General features: G+C 64.2%; 17 protein-coding genes. 7 read left to right on the top strand and 10 right to left on the bottom strand.

From position 1 onward, the window contains the following. Positions 1-52: 52 nt before the first annotated feature. The 4 genes from bioF to AC07VY_RS03235 all read right to left on the bottom strand — a co-directional run bounded on the left by bioF (position 53) and on the right by AC07VY_RS03235 (position 4,258). Positions 53-1,270: an 8-amino-7-oxononanoate synthase gene (gene bioF, locus AC07VY_RS03220; protein WP_495096269.1), complete on the bottom strand. Its 1,218-nt coding sequence runs from the start codon at positions 1,268-1,270 to the stop codon at positions 53-55. Beyond that, the gene (gene bioA / locus AC07VY_RS03225; protein WP_495096270.1) at positions 1,236-2,597 is read right to left on the bottom strand and encodes an adenosylmethionine--8-amino-7-oxononanoate transaminase; all 1,362 of its coding nucleotides are present in this window, start codon (positions 2,595-2,597) and stop codon (positions 1,236-1,238) included. The genes bioF and bioA overlap by 35 nt, the downstream gene beginning before the upstream one ends. Positions 2,598-2,610: 13 nt before the next feature. Beyond that, positions 2,611-3,504, bottom strand: coding sequence for a phosphoribosylaminoimidazolesuccinocarboxamide synthase (locus tag AC07VY_RS03230; RefSeq protein ID WP_495096271.1), 894 nt, complete (start codon positions 3,502-3,504; stop codon positions 2,611-2,613). Between the two features lie 118 nt (positions 3,505-3,622). After that, a complete protein-coding gene (locus tag AC07VY_RS03235; RefSeq protein ID WP_495096272.1) occupies positions 3,623-4,258 on the bottom strand; it encodes a LysE family translocator in 636 nt (211 codons plus the stop codon). A gap of 86 nt (positions 4,259-4,344) precedes the next feature. Between AC07VY_RS03235 and AC07VY_RS03240 the strand changes: the two genes are divergently transcribed. After that, positions 4,345-5,310: a helix-turn-helix transcriptional regulator gene (locus AC07VY_RS03240; RefSeq protein WP_495096273.1), complete on the top strand. Its 966-nt coding sequence runs from the start codon at positions 4,345-4,347 to the stop codon at positions 5,308-5,310. Here the strand turns inward: AC07VY_RS03240 and metW are convergent. The 3 genes from metW to AC07VY_RS03255 form a co-directional block, all read right to left on the bottom strand. Beyond that, on the bottom strand, positions 5,291-5,875 hold the full coding sequence (gene metW / locus AC07VY_RS03245) for a methionine biosynthesis protein MetW (RefSeq protein WP_495096274.1): 585 nt from the start codon (positions 5,873-5,875) through the stop codon (positions 5,291-5,293). The genes AC07VY_RS03240 and metW overlap by 20 nt on opposite strands. Continuing rightward, positions 5,872-6,993 (bottom strand): homoserine O-succinyltransferase MetX, encoded by a 1,122-nt coding sequence (metX, locus tag AC07VY_RS03250; protein ID WP_495096275.1) that lies wholly within the window; start codon positions 6,991-6,993, stop codon positions 5,872-5,874. Before metX ends, metW begins: the two co-directional genes overlap by 4 nt. Positions 6,994-7,171: 178 nt before the next feature. After that, entirely contained in the window at positions 7,172-7,786 is a 615-nt protein-coding gene (locus tag AC07VY_RS03255) for a glutathione S-transferase C-terminal domain-containing protein (protein ID WP_495096276.1), read from the bottom strand. 120 nt (positions 7,787-7,906) lie between these two features. Between AC07VY_RS03255 and purB the strand changes: the two genes are divergently transcribed. Then, positions 7,907-9,310 carry an adenylosuccinate lyase gene (gene purB / locus AC07VY_RS03260; RefSeq protein ID WP_495096277.1) on the top strand — a complete coding sequence of 468 codons (1,404 nt, stop codon included), beginning with the start codon at positions 7,907-7,909 and terminating at the stop codon, positions 9,308-9,310. 69 nt (positions 9,311-9,379) lie between these two features. Beyond that, positions 9,380-9,940: a YaeQ family protein gene (locus AC07VY_RS03265; RefSeq protein ID WP_495096278.1), complete on the top strand. Its 561-nt coding sequence runs from the start codon at positions 9,380-9,382 to the stop codon at positions 9,938-9,940. A gap of 172 nt (positions 9,941-10,112) precedes the next feature. On the opposite strand, the gene AC07VY_RS03270 is transcribed toward AC07VY_RS03265, so the two are convergent. Beyond that, on the bottom strand, positions 10,113-10,538 hold the full coding sequence (locus AC07VY_RS03270; RefSeq protein ID WP_495075660.1) for a DUF3717 domain-containing protein: 426 nt from the start codon (positions 10,536-10,538) through the stop codon (positions 10,113-10,115). A 383-nt stretch (positions 10,539-10,921) separates the two neighbouring features. Here AC07VY_RS03270 and AC07VY_RS03275 point away from each other — a divergent pair, with 383 nt between their 5' ends. Then, entirely contained in the window at positions 10,922-11,617 is a 696-nt protein-coding gene (locus tag AC07VY_RS03275; protein ID WP_495075659.1) for a TerC family protein, read from the top strand. Between the two features lie 33 nt (positions 11,618-11,650). Next, positions 11,651-11,986, top strand: coding sequence for a phage holin family protein (locus AC07VY_RS03280; RefSeq protein ID WP_495096279.1), 336 nt, complete (start codon positions 11,651-11,653; stop codon positions 11,984-11,986). A 27-nt stretch (positions 11,987-12,013) separates the two neighbouring features. On the opposite strand, the gene AC07VY_RS03285 is transcribed toward AC07VY_RS03280, so the two are convergent. Further along, positions 12,014-13,495, bottom strand: coding sequence for a M48 family metalloprotease (locus tag AC07VY_RS03285; protein ID WP_495096408.1), 1,482 nt, complete (start codon positions 13,493-13,495; stop codon positions 12,014-12,016). Positions 13,496-13,572: 77 nt separating this feature from the next. Then, on the bottom strand, positions 13,573-14,331 hold the full coding sequence (tfpZ, locus tag AC07VY_RS03290) for a TfpX/TfpZ family type IV pilin accessory protein (protein WP_495096280.1): 759 nt from the start codon (positions 14,329-14,331) through the stop codon (positions 13,573-13,575). 56 nt (positions 14,332-14,387) lie between these two features. Here tfpZ and moaC point away from each other — a divergent pair, with 56 nt between their 5' ends. Then, on the top strand, positions 14,388-14,876 hold the full coding sequence (gene moaC / locus AC07VY_RS03295; RefSeq protein ID WP_495096281.1) for a cyclic pyranopterin monophosphate synthase MoaC: 489 nt from the start codon (positions 14,388-14,390) through the stop codon (positions 14,874-14,876). A 60-nt stretch (positions 14,877-14,936) separates the two neighbouring features. Then, on the top strand, positions 14,937-16,019 hold the full coding sequence (locus AC07VY_RS03300; RefSeq protein ID WP_495096282.1) for an adenylate/guanylate cyclase domain-containing protein: 1,083 nt from the start codon (positions 14,937-14,939) through the stop codon (positions 16,017-16,019). Positions 16,020-16,031: the final 12 nt, after the last annotated feature.

A 16,031-nucleotide genomic window follows, 5' to 3' on the forward strand; every position in this document is an offset into this window, starting at 1 on the left:
GCGGTCGCGCAGAAATACGGGCTCAGTGGCGGCCACGGGTGCGGGAATGGATTCAGGCAGAGGTTCTGTCATACAAGTCTTTGGCAGCCAGCGCCAGGCCGTCCAGCAGGCGCTGTACGTCGGCGGCGCTGTGGGCGGCACTGAGGGTGATGCGCAGGCGGGCTGTGCCTACCGGTACGGTCGGTGGGCGGATGGCGGGCACCCACAGGCCCTGTGCGTCCAGCGCAGCGGACAAAGCCATAGCGGCGGCGTTGTCGCCCACCACCAGGGGTTGGATGCCTGTGGCCGAATCGGCCAGCTGCCAGCCGGCCGCCGGGTAGGCCGCCATCAAGGCCGCCAGGCCCGCACGCAGCTGGGCCACGCGCTGCTGCAGCTGGGCGCGGCGCTGCTCGCCCTCTGCGCTGGCGATCAAGGCCAGGCTGGCGCTGACGGCGTGGGCAATGGCGGGCGGCGCGGCGGTGGTGTAGATGTAGGGGCGGGCGGTTTGCACCAGCCACTCGACGATGGTGGGATGGGCGGCCACAAAAGCGCCGCCCGCGCCCACGGCCTTGCCCAGCGTGCCCATGTAGATCAAGCGCTCGCTGCGCAGGCCGAAATGGGCCAGGCTGCCCCGGCCCTGGGCCCCGAGCACGCCAAAGCCATGGGCATCGTCTACCACCAGCCAGGCGTCATATTGCTCGGCCAGGGCCAGCATGGCGGGCAGGTCGGCCAGGTCGCCGTCCATGCTGAACACGGCATCGGTCACGATGAGCTTGATGGGTGTGTCACATGCCCCCAACTGGCGCTCCAGCACCGCCAGGTTGCGGTGGGCGTAGCGTTGGAATGGGGCCTTGGACAGCAGCGCGCCGTCCACCAGCGAGGCGTGGTTCAGCTTGTCTGCAAAAATCGTAGCACTCTGCGCAGATAGCGCCTGCACCAGAGCCACATTTGCCATATAGCCGGTGCAGAAGTACAGGGCACTCGCGTTGGGGATATGCGGGGCCAGCCAGGTGGACAGCTCAGCTTCCAGCTGGGCATGCGCGTGGGAATGGCCGCTGACCAGGTGCGAGGCCCCGCTGCCCACGCCATAGCGGCGGGCGCCTTCGGCCAGGGCGTCGATCAGCACCGGGTGCTGGGCCAGGCCCAGGTAGTCGTTGCTGGCAAAGGCCAGCATGTCGCGGCCGTTTACCCGCTGCTGCGGCGCGCAGGGCGTCTCGGCGCTGCGGCGCGTACGCGTCAGGCTCTGGGCTGCGCGTTCACGCAGTTGGCGGTTCAGGTGGTCTAGCAGCATCTTCAGGTATTTGGTTCAGCACATCGTCCAGCGTGGCCATGACTTGCCCGGCCAGCCAGGGCGACAGCGTGTCGTCCAGCAAGTAGGGTGGCAGCAGGTAGACGGTGCGGCCTATGGGGCGTATCAGCAGCTCGCGGGCGCGGCCGGCCAGGTGGAAGCGCTCGGGAAAGCGCGCCCCCACCAGCGGCTCCTTCACGTCGAAGGCCCAGATCATGCCGAGGTGGCGGAAGTTCTCCACGCGCGGGTCGGCCTGCAGAGGTGCCAGCGCGGCGCTGAGGCCTGCGGCCTGCTGGCGGTTGCGGGCCAGCACATCGTCGTGTTCAAAGCGGTCCAGCACGGCCAGCGCGGCGCGGCAAGCCAGGGCGTTGCCGGTGTAGGAATGCGAATGCAGAAAGCCGCGCGCCACGTCGTCGTCCAGAAAGGCCTCATAGACGCTGTCGCGCGACAGCACCAGCGACAAGGGCAGGTAGCCGCCGCTGATGCCTTTGGACAGGCACAGCAGGTCGGGCCAGATAGCTGCGTGTTCACAGGCGAAGAAGCTACCGGTACGGCCGCAGCCGACAGCGATCTCGTCGGCAATCAGCAGCACCTGGTGCTGGTCGCACAGCGCGCGTGCTGCCTGCAGATAGGCCGGGTGGTATATGGCCATGCCGGCGGCGCCCTGCACCAGCGGCTCCAGTATCAGCGCGGCGATGTGGCCGCTGCGCGCTTCCAGCAAGGCCTGCAGCTCGGCGGCGGCGCGGCGGGCCACGTCGGCAGCGGACTCACCGGGCAAGGCCTGGCGCGCGTCGGGCGACATCACCTGGTGCGACTGCATCAGCAGCGGGTCGTAGGCGTCGCGGAAGATCTGCACGTCGGTCACCGCCAACGCGCCCAGGGTTTCGCCGTGGTAGCCCTGGCGCAGGCAGACAAATTCGCGCTTGTCGCCCAGCCCCCGGTTGCGCCAGTGGTGGAAGGCCATCTTCAGCGCGATTTCCACGGCAGACGCGCCATCGCTGGCAAAAAAGCAATGGCCCAGCACGCCGCCAGTGAGGGCGGACAGGCGCTCGGCCAGCTCCACCGCCGGGGCGTGGGTACAGCCAGCCAGCATCACGTGCGGCAGGCGGTCCAGCTGGTCTTTCAGGGCGGCGTTGATACGCGCATCGGCGTGGCCAAACAGATTGACCCACCAGGAGCTGACGGCATCAAAGTAGCGCTTGCCGTCTTCGTCGTACAGCCACACGCCCTGGCCGTGGCTGATGGCCAGCGGCGGCACCTGGGCCGCGCGCTGCATCTGGGTACAGGGGTGCCAGATATGCGCCAGGCTGCGCGCCGCAAGGGTGGCCATAGGGGGCGGGCGCTCAGGCCGTAAGGCGTTGCAGCGCTTCCTGGTACTTGGCGGCGGTCTTGGCGATGACCTCTTGCGGCACGCGGGGGGCGGGCGGGGTCTTGTTCCAGGGCTTGCCGTCGATCTGCACCTGCTCCAGCCAGTCGCGCACGAACTGCTTGTCATAGCTGGGCGGGTTGGTGCCTTCCACATAGCCTTCGACGGGCCAGAAGCGCGAGGAATCGGGCGTCAGCACCTCGTCCATCAGCACCAGCGTGCCGTCGGGATCCAGGCCGAACTCGAACTTGGTGTCGGCAATGATCACGCCCTTGGCCAGGGCAATCTCGGCGGCAGCGCTGTAGATCTGGATGCTCAGGTCGCGGATGCGGGTGGCCAGGTCCAGGCCGATCATTTCCACGGTCTTGTCGAAGGTGATGTTCTCGTCATGGTCGCCCACCGCGGCCTTGGCTGCCGGGGTGTAGATGGGCACGGGCAGCTTGGAGGCGTTTTGCAGGCCGGCTGGCAGCACGACGCCGCAGACGGCGCTGTTCTCCTGGTATTCCTTCCAGCCGCTGCCGGCCAGGTAGCCACGCACCACGGCTTCGACCGGAATCGGCTGCAGACGCTTGACCAGCATGGAGCGGCCCGCCACCTGGGCGATTTCGTCAGGCTGGACCACGCTCTCGGGGGCATCGCCGGTCAGGTGATTCGGGCAGATATGGCCCAACCGTTCGAACCAGAACAAGGCCATTTGCGTCAGCAAAATGCCTTTGCCAGGGATGGGCTCGCCCATGATCACGTCAAAAGCGCTCAGGCGGTCGCTGGCGACCATCAGGATGCGGTCCTTGCCTACGGCGTAGTTGTCGCGCACTTTACCGCGCGCCAGCAGGGGCAGGCTATGGATGGAAGAGGTGTGAACTGTGGTCATCAGGGCGTTCTCAAAAGGGAATTAGGCGGGAATTAGGCCCGCCGTAGCGGCGACATCGCACGCATGCCAACCCTAGAGTGTAAAACGCCGGGGTCCTGCCCGCTTTCACCCCGCCGCGCTAGACGGCATTCCAACCCTGCACCGCCGTCCACGCCGCTCCCAGCACCAGCACACCGCCGACCAGCCGCGCAACCGCCGCACCCGCTTGGGGCCGGGCCACCAACCAGTCACGCGAACCACCTGCAGCCACGGCCCAGAAGCCGTAGACCCCGGTTTGCGTCAGCGCGATGATCAGGCCCAGCACCACCGCCTGTATCCATACCGGCCCGTACTCCCGACGCAAAAACTGCGGGAAGATGGCCAACATGAACAAATAGGCCTTGGGATTCATCAGGCAGGTCAGCGCCGCGCGGCGGAAGATGACCCAAGGTGGTGGCGTGCCCACGGCGGGCAAGGCACCCAGGGCCGACTGGCTGCGCAGCACGGCCACGCCAATCCAGGCGATGTAGACAGCCCCGCCCAGCAACATGGCCTGCATCAGCCCTGGCACCAGGCGCAGCAGCAAGCCTATACCTAACGCACCCGCCACCACGTGGCAGATGCCCCCGGCCACGATGCCCGCCACGGCGAACAGGCCCGCCCTGCGCCCACCCACCAGGGCGTTGGACAGCACAAAAGCCATGTCCATGCCTGGCAAGGCGATGATGCCTAAAACCATCAAGAAAAATAGCCAGAGGTGGGCGTAATGGGTCATGGTGCGGACGTTCCGTAGCTGAAAACCCAGACTCTAAAACTCCATCAGGGCGGAATCGGTCCGGATAAAACCCTAAACTTGCCGCCATGTACTCACCCACCACCCGCGTGCTGACCGTGCTGGAGCTGCTGCAAAGCCACGGCAGCCTGAGCGGCCCCGAGCTGGCGCAGCGCCTGGGTGTGGACGGGCGCACGCTGCGCCGCTACATCGGCAAACTGGAAGACCTGGGCATTCCCATACTGGCCGAGCGCGGGCGCTATGGCTGCTATCGCCTGATGCCCGGTTTCAAGCTGCCGCCCATGGTGTTTACCGACGACGAAGCGCTGGCGGTGTCCCTGGGCCTGCTGGCCGCGCGCGGGCTGGGCCTGGCGGAGGCCACACCGGCGGTTGAAAGCGCCCAGGCCAAGCTGGAGCGGGTGATGCCCAGCGCCTTGCAACAGCGCGTGCGGGCCTTGGGCGAAACCGTGGCACTGGACCAGCCACGCGCCGTGCCGGTGCCTGACAACCAGGCTCTGCTGGCCCTGAGCCTGGCCGCCTACCGGCACCAGCAAGTGCATCTGGACTACCGTGCAGCCGACCAGACCACCAGCGCGCGGGACTTTGACCCCTACGGCCTGGCGCACCGGGGCGGGCGCTGGTACGTGGTGGGCCACTGCCATCTACGGCACGCGCTGCGCTCGTTCCGGCTGGACCGGGTGCAGGCCGTGGCATTCAACGAGCGCCACTTTGTGCCGCCGGAGGACTTTGATGCGGTACGCCACTTGGCCCTGGGCGTGGCAAGCCTACCGCGCGCCATACAGGTGGAGGTGTTGTTGAAAACCGATCTGGACACCGCCCGCAAAGCCTTATTTGACAGCATGGGTTTGCTGCAACCGCTGGCAGATGGCGTGCTGCTGCACAGCCAGGTCGACGATGTGCACTGGCTGGCCCGTGAGCTGGCGCGACTGCCATTTGATTTTGAAGTGCAGCAGCCGCCAGCCTTGCGAGAGGCATTGCACACACTGGCCACCCGTTTGCACGGGCTGGCGAATCTCAGCCCCGCTGGAACTTGAACACGGCCGTACCGGCCAGCGCGTTCGGCCAGAAGCGTACCTCGCGGCCTTCCTGCAGGCCAAAGGCGTCCAGGATATGCAGGTCGTTCTTCTCGGCCAGCACCTCGAAGTCCTTGAAGGTGCCGACGCGGATGTTCGGCGTGTCGTACCACTGGTAGGGCAGGCGCTTGGTCACCGGCATGCGGCCGCGCAGAATGCTCATGCGGTTCGGCCAGTGCGCGAAGTTGGGGAAGGCCAGCACGCCCATGCGGCCCACGCGCGCGGTCTCGCACAGCATGACCTCGGCATTGCGCAGATGCTGCAGGGTGTCGATCTGCAGCACCACATCGAACGAGGCGTCGTCGAACATGGCCAGGCCCTCGTCCAGGTTCAGCTGGATTACGTTCACACCGCGCTGCACACAGGTCAGCAGCTTGGCGTCGTCGATTTCAATGCCATAGCCCGAACAGCCGCGCGTGGCCTGCAGATGGGCCAGCAGGGCGCCGTCGCCGCAGCCCAGGTCGAGCACGCGAGAACCCTGGGGCACCAGGCGGGCAATGGATTCCATCATGGTGTGCGCGCTCATGCAGCCAACTCCTGTGCAACGCGGTCAAAGTAGGCCCGTACCGTCGCCATGTAGCGGGCATCGTCGAGCAAAAAGGCATCGTGGCCGTGCGGCGCATCAATCTCGGCGTAGCTGACGGTGCGGCGATTGTCCAGCAGGGCCTTGACCATCTCGCGGCTGCGCTGGGGCGAAAAGCGCCAGTCGGTCGTAAAGCTGACCAGCAGGAACTTGGCCTGCACCTGGGCAAAAGCCCCCGTCAGGCTGCCGCCAAAATGCCGCGCCGGATCGAAGTAGTCCAGTGCGCGGGTGATCAGCAAATAGGTATTGGCGTCGAAGTAGTCGCTGAACTTGTCGCCCTGGTAGCGCAGATAGCTTTCGATCTGGAACTCAGCGTCTTGCGTGCTGTAGCGGTAGCCATCACCGATCAGCTGGCGGCCAAACTTGGTGTTCATCACGTCATCACTCAGGTAGGTGATGTGGCCGATCATGCGGGCGATACGCAGGCCGCGCTGCGGCACCACGCCATGCTGGTAAAAATGGCCGCCGTGGAAGTCCGGGTCGGTGACGATGGCGCGGCGCGCCACCTCGTTGAAGGCGATGTTCTCGGCCGTCAGATTGGGCGCGCTTGCGATCACCACCGCATGCCCCACACGCTCTGGATACTGTAGCGTCCAGCCCAAGGCTTGCATGCCGCCCAGGCTGCCACCCATCACAGCAGCGAGCTTGCGGATGCCCAGCTGATCGAGCAGCAGTGCCTGGGCGTTGACCCAGTCTTCCACCGTCACCACGGGGAAGTCTGCGCCATAGACCTGGCCGGTATCAGGGTTCACATGCATGGGCCCGGTGGAACCAAAACAGGAGCCCAGGTTGTTCACGCCGATGACGAAAAAGCGGTCGGTGTCCAACGGCTTACCCGGGCCCACCATGTTGTCCCACCAGCCGGCCGACTTGGGCTGGTTGGCGTACACGCCGGCCACGTGGTGCGAGGCGTTCAGCGCGTGGCAGACCAGCACGGCATTCGACTTGTCGGCGTTCAGCGTGCCATAGGTTTCAAAAGCCAGATCGTAGGCACGGATGGACCCACCGCCCTGCAAGCGCAGGCTATCTGGAAAGTGTGCGGACTGAGGTGTAGCGATCAAGCGCGCTCCCATACGAAAAGATACGGAAATAAAAAACCCGGCAACGCTAAAAACGAGGCCGGGCTGGTACAGGAGCGGTCCGTCTTTAGCTGTATTTATAAAGCGCCCGCAAGCTGGAGCAAATTGGCGCTGAGGGGAAGTATAGCAATCGGGACTGCCACCGGACAAGCTGCGCGGACTACTGCGGCTTGGTATCCACAAAGCTCTGGCGCTGCGCCAGCTTTTCCTGCAGCTTGGCCAGATTGGGGTGATTGGAGCGCCAGGCCAGGTCCGGGAAACGAAAATCCAGCCAACCCAGGGCGCAACCCACCGCGATATCCGACAGGCTGAAATGGATGCCGCTGCAGAAGGCCTTGTCACCCAGGCCGCGGGCCATGGCCTTGAGGCCGGACTCCACCTTGGCCATTTGGCGGTCTATCCAGGCCTGGCTGCGCTGCTCGTTCGAGCGCTCCACCCAGGTGGATTCCATACGGGCCAGCACGCCGGCGTCGCAGACGCCATCGGCCAGGGCCTCCCAGGTCTTGACCTCTACCCGTTCGCGGCTTTGCGCAGGGATCAGCTTGCCCACGGGCGACAGCGTGTCCAGATATTCCACGATGACGCGCGAGTCAAAAATGGCCTCGCCGGCCTCCATCACCAGGCATGGCACCTTGCCCAGGGGGTTGGACTCCCCCACCTGGCTACCGGCAGTCCAGACGTCGTCCAGCACAAACTGGTAATCAAGTTTTTTTTCAGCCATCACCACGCGCACTTTGCGCACGTAGGGGCTGCTGAGGGATCCAATGAGTTTCATGGGCAATAGAACAGAGACATGGCCTGGAACAGGCGGCTTGGTTGAGGCCCATTCTATCGATTCACCCCCGCGCAACAGCGTTCTGACGACCGGGCGTGGCGTGGCACCTACAATTCGCTTATGACTTTATCCACCATTTCGGCTCTGTCGCCACTGGATGGCCGCTACGCCGCCAAACTCGCCGCCCTGCGCCCTTTAATGAGCGAACTGGGCTATATGCAACGCCGCGTCCAGGTCGAAGTGGCCTGGTTCATTGCCCTGAGCGATGCCGGGTTCGCCGAATTCAAGCCGCTGACACCCGGTGCACGTACTTATTTGCTGAATCTGGTGAAGAACTTCAGCGAAGCCGATGGCAAGGCCATCAAAGAAATCGAAAAAACCACCAACCACGACGTCAAGGCGGTGGAGTACTGGATCAAGTCCAAGTTCGAGGCCCGGCCCGAGCTGGAGCACGCCAGCGAGTTCGTGCACTTTGCCTGCACCAGCGAAGACATCAACAACACCAGCCACGCGCTGCAGCTCAAGGGCGCACGCAGCCAGGTACTGTTGCCCGGCCTGGACGCGCTGATCACCAAGCTGCGCGAAATGGCCCACGCCTTTGCCGATGTGCCCATGCTCAGCCGCACCCACGGCCAGACTGCCAGCCCCACCACCGTGGGCAAGGAAGTCGCCAACGTGCTGGTGCGCCTGAGCAAAGCGCGTGACAAGATCGCCGACGTGCCGCTGATGGCCAAGATGAACGGCGCCGTGGGCAACTACAACGCCCACCTGTCCGCCTGGCCCGACTTCGACTGGGAAGCCTTCAGCCGCAAGGTCATCGAAACGCCAGAGCACGGCCCCGACACCGGCATCAACCCCTGGGGCCTGGGCCTGACCTTCCAGCCCTACAGCATCCAGATCGAGCCGCACGACTACATGGCTGAACTGTTCGACGCCATCGCCCGCGCCAACACCATCTTGATCGACTGGTCACGCGACGTGTGGAGCTATGTGAGCCTGGGCTACTTCAAGCAGCGACTGAAGGCCGGCGAAATCGGCTCCAGCACCATGCCGCACAAGGTCAACCCTATCGACTTCGAAAACGCCGAAGGCAATCTGGGCCTGGCCAACGCCATGCTGCGCCACCTGAGCGAAAAGCTACCCATCAGCCGCATGCAGCGCGACCTGACCGACTCCACCGTGCTGCGCAATATGGGCGTGGCCGTGGGCTATGCCGCGCTGGCCTACCAATCGCTGATGACCGGCCTGAACAAGCTGGAACTCAACGAAGAAGCCCTGGCCGAAGATCTCGACAGCTCATGGGAAGTGCTGGCCGAGCCGATCCAGACGGTGATGCGCCGCTTTGGCGTGCAAGGTGCCTACGAAAAGCTCAAGGAAGTCACACGTGGCAAGACCGTCACCGCCGAGGCGCTGCACGGCCTGATCGGGTCGCTGGAGATCCCCGAAGCCGAAAAGCAACGCTTGCTGGCCATGACGCCGGGCTCGTACATCGGCATCGCTGCCGATCTAGCCCGTCGCGCATAATTTAATAAAAAGAAGGCTCTAGCGCAGGTATTGCCTGCGCTAGCAGCTACAAAAAGAATAGTAATCAGCATGGCTCTCAAGTCCACGATCTTTAAAGCCAATCTGCAGATTGCCGACATCGACCACAACTACTACGCCGACCACGCGCTGACCCTGGCGCGCCACCCCAGCGAGACCGATGAACGCATGATGGTGCGCCTGGTGGCGCTGGCGCTGAACGCCTACCAGCTCAACAGCGTGTGCAAGGGCGACGGCCTGCTGGCCTTTGGCGCGGGACTCAGCAACCCGGACGACCCGGATGTCAGCCTGCGCGATTTCACCGGCCAGACGCGGCTGTGGATTGAAGTCGGCCAACCCGAAGACAAACCGCTGATCAAGGCCTGCGGTAAATCCGACCAGGTGTTGCTGTACCCGTTCAGCTCCTCGGCGGACATCTGGTGGCGCGGCATGGAATCCAAGCTGTCGCGCCCGCAGAACCTGCAGGTCTGGCGCGTGCCCACTGAAGCCTCTCAGGCCCTGGCCAGCCTGGCGGAACGCAGCATGCAGCTGCAAGCGACCATCCAGGAAGGCGCACTGACGCTGAGCAGCAATTTAGGCAGTGTGGATGTCGAATGCCTGCGCTGGAAGTAAATAGAGGCACACCCCCAGGCTACACGCTACGCGTTTTCGCCACCCCCCTTGCAGGGGGCGATACCAGTGGCCCGGCAGAGCCGGTTCCACGGTATCCCTGAAGGAGTAGCTATCCGTTGGGTTCTTGAACTTTTAGGCCCCTAGCGCTTATTTTGTCTGCGCCAGCAGCTATTTAATCAATAGCAGGTATGCGCCCTTCGGCGGCGCGCTCGGCGTAACGGTTGAAGCGCCAGGAGTCGCCTTCCAGAGTGATGCGGCGCCAAGTCACACGCTTTTCTGCCGGGCCCATGGCGGGCCAAAGCTGGACCTCTTCAAACGTGCGGCCACAGCCCTTGCACAGGGCGTCGCCCTGGAAGGTGGAGCAGATGGCGATGCAGGGCGTATCGGGCGTAGTCTGGTACCAGCCCAGCCAGGCGTCATAGGCCTTGGGCGGCATCGAGGCTTCGTCCGCCTCGTCCTCGTGGTGGTACACCATCAACGCATACACCTCGGCCAGTGCGCGCAGTTCGGCACACAGGGTCACACCATCGGTTGACGGCTTGCGGGCCCGCCAATAATTGATGGCGGCTTCGATGTCAGTGATGTGGATTCCGGCCATGGGGGCGTGAAAGGCTGCTGCGGGTGTCGCGTGAGTCGCAACGGAGGGGGATGGATCATAGCCCCGTTTCCCCCCCTATGCCCTTGCCTGGATCTCAAGAAATACATCTGCCAGTTACATCTTTGCTATGGTCTAATTGGGGGTTGAAGGGGAGTAGCTCCCGCCCATGGCACAGCCTGTGGGTATCCACCCGTCGTCAACACGTTGCCCTAGCGGCATCCGGCGCGTGGGGCATGGTCCCAGGACCCGTGCCGAGCAAGACCTTCGAGACCCACCGGCAATGGCGGGGATCGAAGCGTGCTTGGCGGCCATTTACTCCATCCACTCCCGATCTTCCCGTTTGCGCTTACCCAACGTGACAGTTACGGCAATGGAGTGTTTTTATGGAATTTTTATCAGCCCCTTGGTGGTCCGCCCTGCTGGCCATCATCCTGATTGACCTGGTGCTGGCGGGGGACAACGCCATCGTGATCGCGCTGGCCGCACGCAGCCTGCCCCAGCATCTGCAAAAAAAGGCAATTGTCTGGGGCACGGTCGGCGCCATCATCGTGCGCTCGGCCATGACCATCGGCGTGGTCTGGCTGTTGAAGATTCCCGGCCTGATGCTGGTCGGCGGCCTGGGCCTGCTGTGGATTGCCTACAAGCTGCTGGCCGACCAGGGCAGCGAAGACGCCCATGACGGCCCGGCAGTCACCACCTTCTGGGGCGCCATGAAGACCATTCTGATCGCCGACGCGCTGATGGGCATTGACAACGTGCTGGGCGTGGCCGGCGCCGCGCATGGGGCGTTTGACCTGGTGATCATCGGTCTGCTGGTCAGCGTGCCTATCGTGGTACTGGGCAGCACGGTGGTGCTGAAACTGGTGGAACGCTTTCCCATCATCATCCAGCTGGGTGCTGCTGTACTGGCCTTCACCGCGGCCAAGATGATCGTGGGCGAGTCCCTGCTGGCATCGGTGTTCGGCCCGACGGCGCCCTGGAGTACCGCTGCGCATTGGGGCCTGTATGCCATCGCCATCGCCGGCGTGCTGGCCACGGGCAGTTGGAGCGCCCGGCGTAAAGCCCAGCCGTCGGCTTAAAGCAGGCACGCTAATCGGCGTATCCTTGGGGCCATGAAACTCCTACTCAAATGGCTGCTGAGTGCAGCCGCCTTGCTTCTGGTGGCCCATTTGTACAGCGGCGTGCAAGTGCAAAGCTTCACGGCAGCGCTGGTCGCCTCTCTGGTGATCGGCCTGCTGAACACGGTACTGCGCCCGGTGCTGGTGGTGCTGACCCTGCCGGTCACCATCCTCACGCTGGGGCTGTTCCTGTTCGTGGTGAACGCGCTGATGTTCTGGTCGGCGTCTGGGCTGCTGGTGGGTTTTCACGTAACCGGGTTCACAGCAGCCTTGATCGGCTCCTTGCTGTACTCGGCGCTGGGCATCGTGATCGACGCCGCAATCTCCTAAGCATCCCAACCACACCGCCGCGCAGGCTTATTTTTCCTGCGCCAGCTCTTTCAGGTGCGCCTGGACCTGGCGGGTGCGGGTGTCAATGATGGACGCTTCGATGTCATCCACGGGCCCGCTACCCGGCGGGGGATGACGCACCATGTCCTGCGCCGCACGGAAGCGGTCCAGCGCGCCGTTGTAGTCCAGCCGGGCCACCTGCATCTCGGCCTCGGCGCGGATCGCGCGCAGGGTCTGGCCCTGGGCGTTGTAAGCCGACGCCAGCAGCTGCCAGGCCGTGCCATCGCGCGGATGCAAGGCCACCCAGGGCTGCAGCCGGGCAATGGCCTCGGGCGCCTGGCCCAGGCGGGTGCGCACCTGGGAGCCCAGCAGCAATTCAGGCCGGCCCGGTGCCTGCAGGTCCAGCAAGGCCGCCGTGGCCGCCGCATCCCCCGCGTTCCATTCGATTTCAGCTGCCAGCAAGCGCGCCAGGCGCGCGGCTGCGGGTTCGGGTGCCACCAGGGCCTGCAGCCTTTCCGCCAGGCTGCGTGCCTGCGCAAAGTCGCGCTGGCGCAGAGCCGCCAAAGTACCCGCATACAGCACGGCAGCGGCACGGGTGTCCATGGCCGGGCCGGTGGGGCGCAGCATTTTTGCTTCACCAACCCAAGCGCGCAGCAAATCCACGCCGGGACTGCCCAGCACCCGGGCGCGGGCGGCCATCATGGGATGGACTGCACTGGGCGGACGCGGCGCCGGGCGCGCATCCAGGGCCTGGCGCGACTGCATGTCGGCAATGCGCTCGGTAGTCAACGGGTGGGTGCGCAGGTAGGGAAAAGAGCCGTTGTCACTCAGGCGCGAGGCCTGCTGCAGCTTTTCGAACATGCTGACAAAGCCCAGCGGGTCGAAGCCGGCCTGGGTCATCACGCCGTAGCCTATGCGGTCGGCCTCGCGCTCCATGTCGCGCGAGAAGTTCAGCTGGTTCTGCACCGCGGCCGCCTGCCCGCCGACGATCACAGCATTGGCCGCATCCGGGCTTTTGCTGGCCGCCAAGGCGCCCAGAATCATCGCACCGATCAGCCAGGGCGTGGTCCGACCCTGGGATTCCATCATGCGGGAGATATGCCGCTGGGTAACGTGGCTAAGCTCATGCCCCAGCACCGAGGCCAGCTCGTCCGGGCTTGTGACAACACCCACCAGACCCAGGTGCAGGCCCAGGTAGCCGCCAGGCAGGGCAAAAGCATTGATGGTGCGGTCGGCGCCCATCAGCACCTCCCAGGCGAAGCGCTGGTCCATCTCATCGGTGAGTTCGCCACGCTGGCGGGCCGCGTCCAGCAAGGGCTGCCAGATACTTTGCACGTATTCGACCAGCACCGGGTCGTCGATGTAGTCCGGGTCGCGGTACAGCTCACGGGCGATGCGCTCACCCAGGCGCCGCTCGGCACTGGTGCTCATGCTGCTGCCGTCGCCCAGGCTGGGTAATTGGGAACCCCCAACGCCCTGCGCCTGGGCCACAGCAGGCCAGGCCATCATCACATTGGACGCTATCAAAAGATGAGCTATTGGCGCACGTAATACCTGCGCCAATGGCCTATTTTGTCTGTATTTTTTCAAAATGAATCCAGCGGCAGAAAGGCCACCACCTGGGCGGTACGGGCATCGACAAACACGGTCCAGAAACTTTTTCGCCCCACCATCTGCAGATAGAGCGTGTTCTGCACAGTATGCCCGGCGGCGGCCAGCACCTGGTCGATGGCAGCGGCCTGGTCGGGGAAACGTGTCTTGAGTTCCGCAGTCGGCTTGCCAAACTTCAGCACGCCGGCCTGGCCGGCGGCATAGCTTTGCCACAGGTCGGGGCGTGCCGCCTCGTCCACACCGCCCATGGCAGCCAGGGTGACGTCAATTTTTTCGTTGTTGTCCTTGAAGGGCCGCACAGATAGCAGGCTGGGACCATCCAGGGGACAGGCACGTATACCAGGGGGCGTTTTGTCCAGCAGCACCTCAGGTACATCTACTGCGTGCACGACCTGGAAGCGGCTGATATCAAACACCAGGTGCACCGGCCGCGCCAGGTACACCGTCCACAAGCCATAGCCCAGGCCCGCCAGCTGGAACAGGGCAATAACGACCAAGTCACGCCGCAGCACGCGCCAGGGCTTGCTGCGGGTGAAGATGGCGAAGGTCAGCAGCGGGCCCAACACCACGTCCACCGCCACCACCAGCATAAACAGCTCACGCCCGCCAGAGATCTCGCGGTACGGATAGGGGTACCACACGCCCAGCACCAGCAAGCCCGCCAGCAAGGCGACGCATAAGCAAAGACCCAGATGGATGGCCGAAGCCCTGAAACGATCTTTCCAATAAAGCATGGCCGTATGATCCGCGAAATGAGTGAACACTTTGTAAATCGTAGCGGAGGCCGGCCATGCCCTCTTTGACGCATTTTGATGCGCACGGCCAAGCCCATATGGTCGATGTGGCCGCCAAGGCCCATACCCATCGCACGGCAGTGGCCAACGGGCGCATCGCCATGCAGGCCGCCACGCTGGCGCTGATCGAGAGCGGCAACGCCAAAAAGGGTGATGTGCTGGGCATCGCCCGCATCGCCGGCATCCAGGCCGCCAAGAAGACCAGCGATCTGGTGCCGCTGTGCCATCCGCTGGCGCTGACCCGGGTGGCCGTGGACTTCGTCTGCCATGCCCAACCACCGGCGGTGGAGTGCCGTGCCACCGTGGAAACCGTGGGCCCTACCGGCGTGGAAATGGAGGCGCTGTGCGCGGTCCAGGTCGCGCTGCTGACCATCTACGACATGTGCAAGGCGGTTGACCGCGGCATGGTGATCGAGGCGGTGCGGGTCCTGCAAAAAGACGGCGGCCAGTCCGGCAGCTACCGGGCGGATGCGCCCACCGCATAGGATTGAATGGCACGGCTTGGTTCTGCTATTCTGGTCTGTCGCTGAACTGCGGGAGTCACCATGTGGCACGTCGATCGGAAACAACTTGCCGCCAGATTGGTCGAAATATTCGACCCCGGCAATCCCCAATCTCCACAAGGTGATGCAGCCCGCCTGCAGGCCGTCAACGAGGCGATTAACCGTGCCGCGGCCCACGCCATAGACAGCGAAACCCGGCAGGTAACGATTCTGCTGTCCGACCTGCGTGGCTTCACTGCCATGGCGGAAGCCTGTAGCGCCATGGACATGGTGACCGCCCTGAACCGCTACCTGGAACGCATGACCCAAATCATCCTGCACCACGGCGGCAGCATCGACAAATTCATGGGCGACGGCATCATGGTGCTTTTCGGCGCGCCCAAGGCGCTGGACAACCCGATCGAGGCGGCGCTGGCCTGCGCCATCGAGATGCAGCTGGCCATGGACGACATCAACGCGCAAAACCAGCACCTGGGCATGAGTCCGCTGTACATGGGCATAGGCATCAACACCGGCGACGTGGTGGTGGGCCACCTGGGCTCGCCGCTGTACACCGAATACACCGTCATCGGCGACCAGGTCAACCTGGCGTCCCGGGTCGAGTCGCACAGTCTGCGCGGGCAAATCCTGCTCAGCGAAAGCACTTACCAGCTGGCCAAGGATTACATCGACGTCGGCGACATCAACGAGGTACAGGTCAAAGGCAAAAAAGGCAGCGTGCGCATGGTCGAGCTGCTGGCGCTGCGCGGCAGCCACCCGATGACCACGCCGCGGCGCGAGGTACGTACCAGCCCGCGGGTTGAGGTGGATATGCCCCTGGCCTTCCAGGTGCTGGATGGCAAGTCCGTCATTCCCCGGCAGTACGCGGGCCGCATCGTGGACCTGGGCTATGGCGGGATGTTTGTCCTCAGCCCGGTGCCCCTGCTGCCGTTCGACGATATCAAGATGGCGCTGTCGCTATCGCTGCTCAGCGGCGAGCTGACCGATATCTACGCCAAGGTGCTGCGCGTGACCGAGGTGCAGGGCGCCTACAAATGCCCTGTGGAGTTCACCTCCATCGACAGCAAGGCGCAACAGGCCATCAAGGAGTTTGTGGACGGCATTGTGGAGCTCAACACCGACTAGCCAGACAGGCTC

This window comes from Rhodoferax sp. GW821-FHT02C08, from assembly GCF_059421805.1.

What these genes read in the sequence shown, in the direction of transcription:
- bioF (WP_495096269.1), bottom strand. Translation starts at nt 1,270, where the DNA reads ATGCTGCTAGACCACCTGAACCGCCAACTGCGTGAACGCGCAGCCCAG.
- bioA (WP_495096270.1), bottom strand. Translation starts at nt 2,597, where the DNA reads ATGGCCACCCTTGCGGCGCGCAGCCTGGCGCATATCTGGCACCCCTGT.
- AC07VY_RS03230 (WP_495096271.1), bottom strand. Translation starts at nt 3,504, where the DNA reads ATGACCACAGTTCACACCTCTTCCATCCATAGCCTGCCCCTGCTGGCG.
- AC07VY_RS03235 (WP_495096272.1), bottom strand. Translation starts at nt 4,258, where the DNA reads ATGACCCATTACGCCCACCTCTGGCTATTTTTCTTGATGGTTTTAGGC.
- AC07VY_RS03240 (WP_495096273.1), top strand. Translation starts at nt 4,345, where the DNA reads ATGTACTCACCCACCACCCGCGTGCTGACCGTGCTGGAGCTGCTGCAA.
- metW (WP_495096274.1), bottom strand. Translation starts at nt 5,875, where the DNA reads ATGAGCGCGCACACCATGATGGAATCCATTGCCCGCCTGGTGCCCCAG.
- AC07VY_RS03255 (WP_495096276.1), bottom strand. Translation starts at nt 7,786, where the DNA reads ATGAAACTCATTGGATCCCTCAGCAGCCCCTACGTGCGCAAAGTGCGC.
- purB (WP_495096277.1), top strand. Translation starts at nt 7,907, where the DNA reads ATGACTTTATCCACCATTTCGGCTCTGTCGCCACTGGATGGCCGCTAC.
- AC07VY_RS03265 (WP_495096278.1), top strand. Translation starts at nt 9,380, where the DNA reads ATGGCTCTCAAGTCCACGATCTTTAAAGCCAATCTGCAGATTGCCGAC.
- AC07VY_RS03270 (WP_495075660.1), bottom strand. Translation starts at nt 10,538, where the DNA reads ATGGCCGGAATCCACATCACTGACATCGAAGCCGCCATCAATTATTGG.
- AC07VY_RS03275 (WP_495075659.1), top strand. Translation starts at nt 10,922, where the DNA reads ATGGAATTTTTATCAGCCCCTTGGTGGTCCGCCCTGCTGGCCATCATC.
- AC07VY_RS03280 (WP_495096279.1), top strand. Translation starts at nt 11,651, where the DNA reads ATGAAACTCCTACTCAAATGGCTGCTGAGTGCAGCCGCCTTGCTTCTG.
- AC07VY_RS03285 (WP_495096408.1), bottom strand. Translation starts at nt 13,495, where the DNA reads ATGATGGCCTGGCCTGCTGTGGCCCAGGCGCAGGGCGTTGGGGGTTCC.
- tfpZ (WP_495096280.1), bottom strand. Translation starts at nt 14,331, where the DNA reads ATGCTTTATTGGAAAGATCGTTTCAGGGCTTCGGCCATCCATCTGGGT.
- moaC (WP_495096281.1), top strand. Translation starts at nt 14,388, where the DNA reads ATGCCCTCTTTGACGCATTTTGATGCGCACGGCCAAGCCCATATGGTC.
- AC07VY_RS03300 (WP_495096282.1), top strand. Translation starts at nt 14,937, where the DNA reads ATGTGGCACGTCGATCGGAAACAACTTGCCGCCAGATTGGTCGAAATA.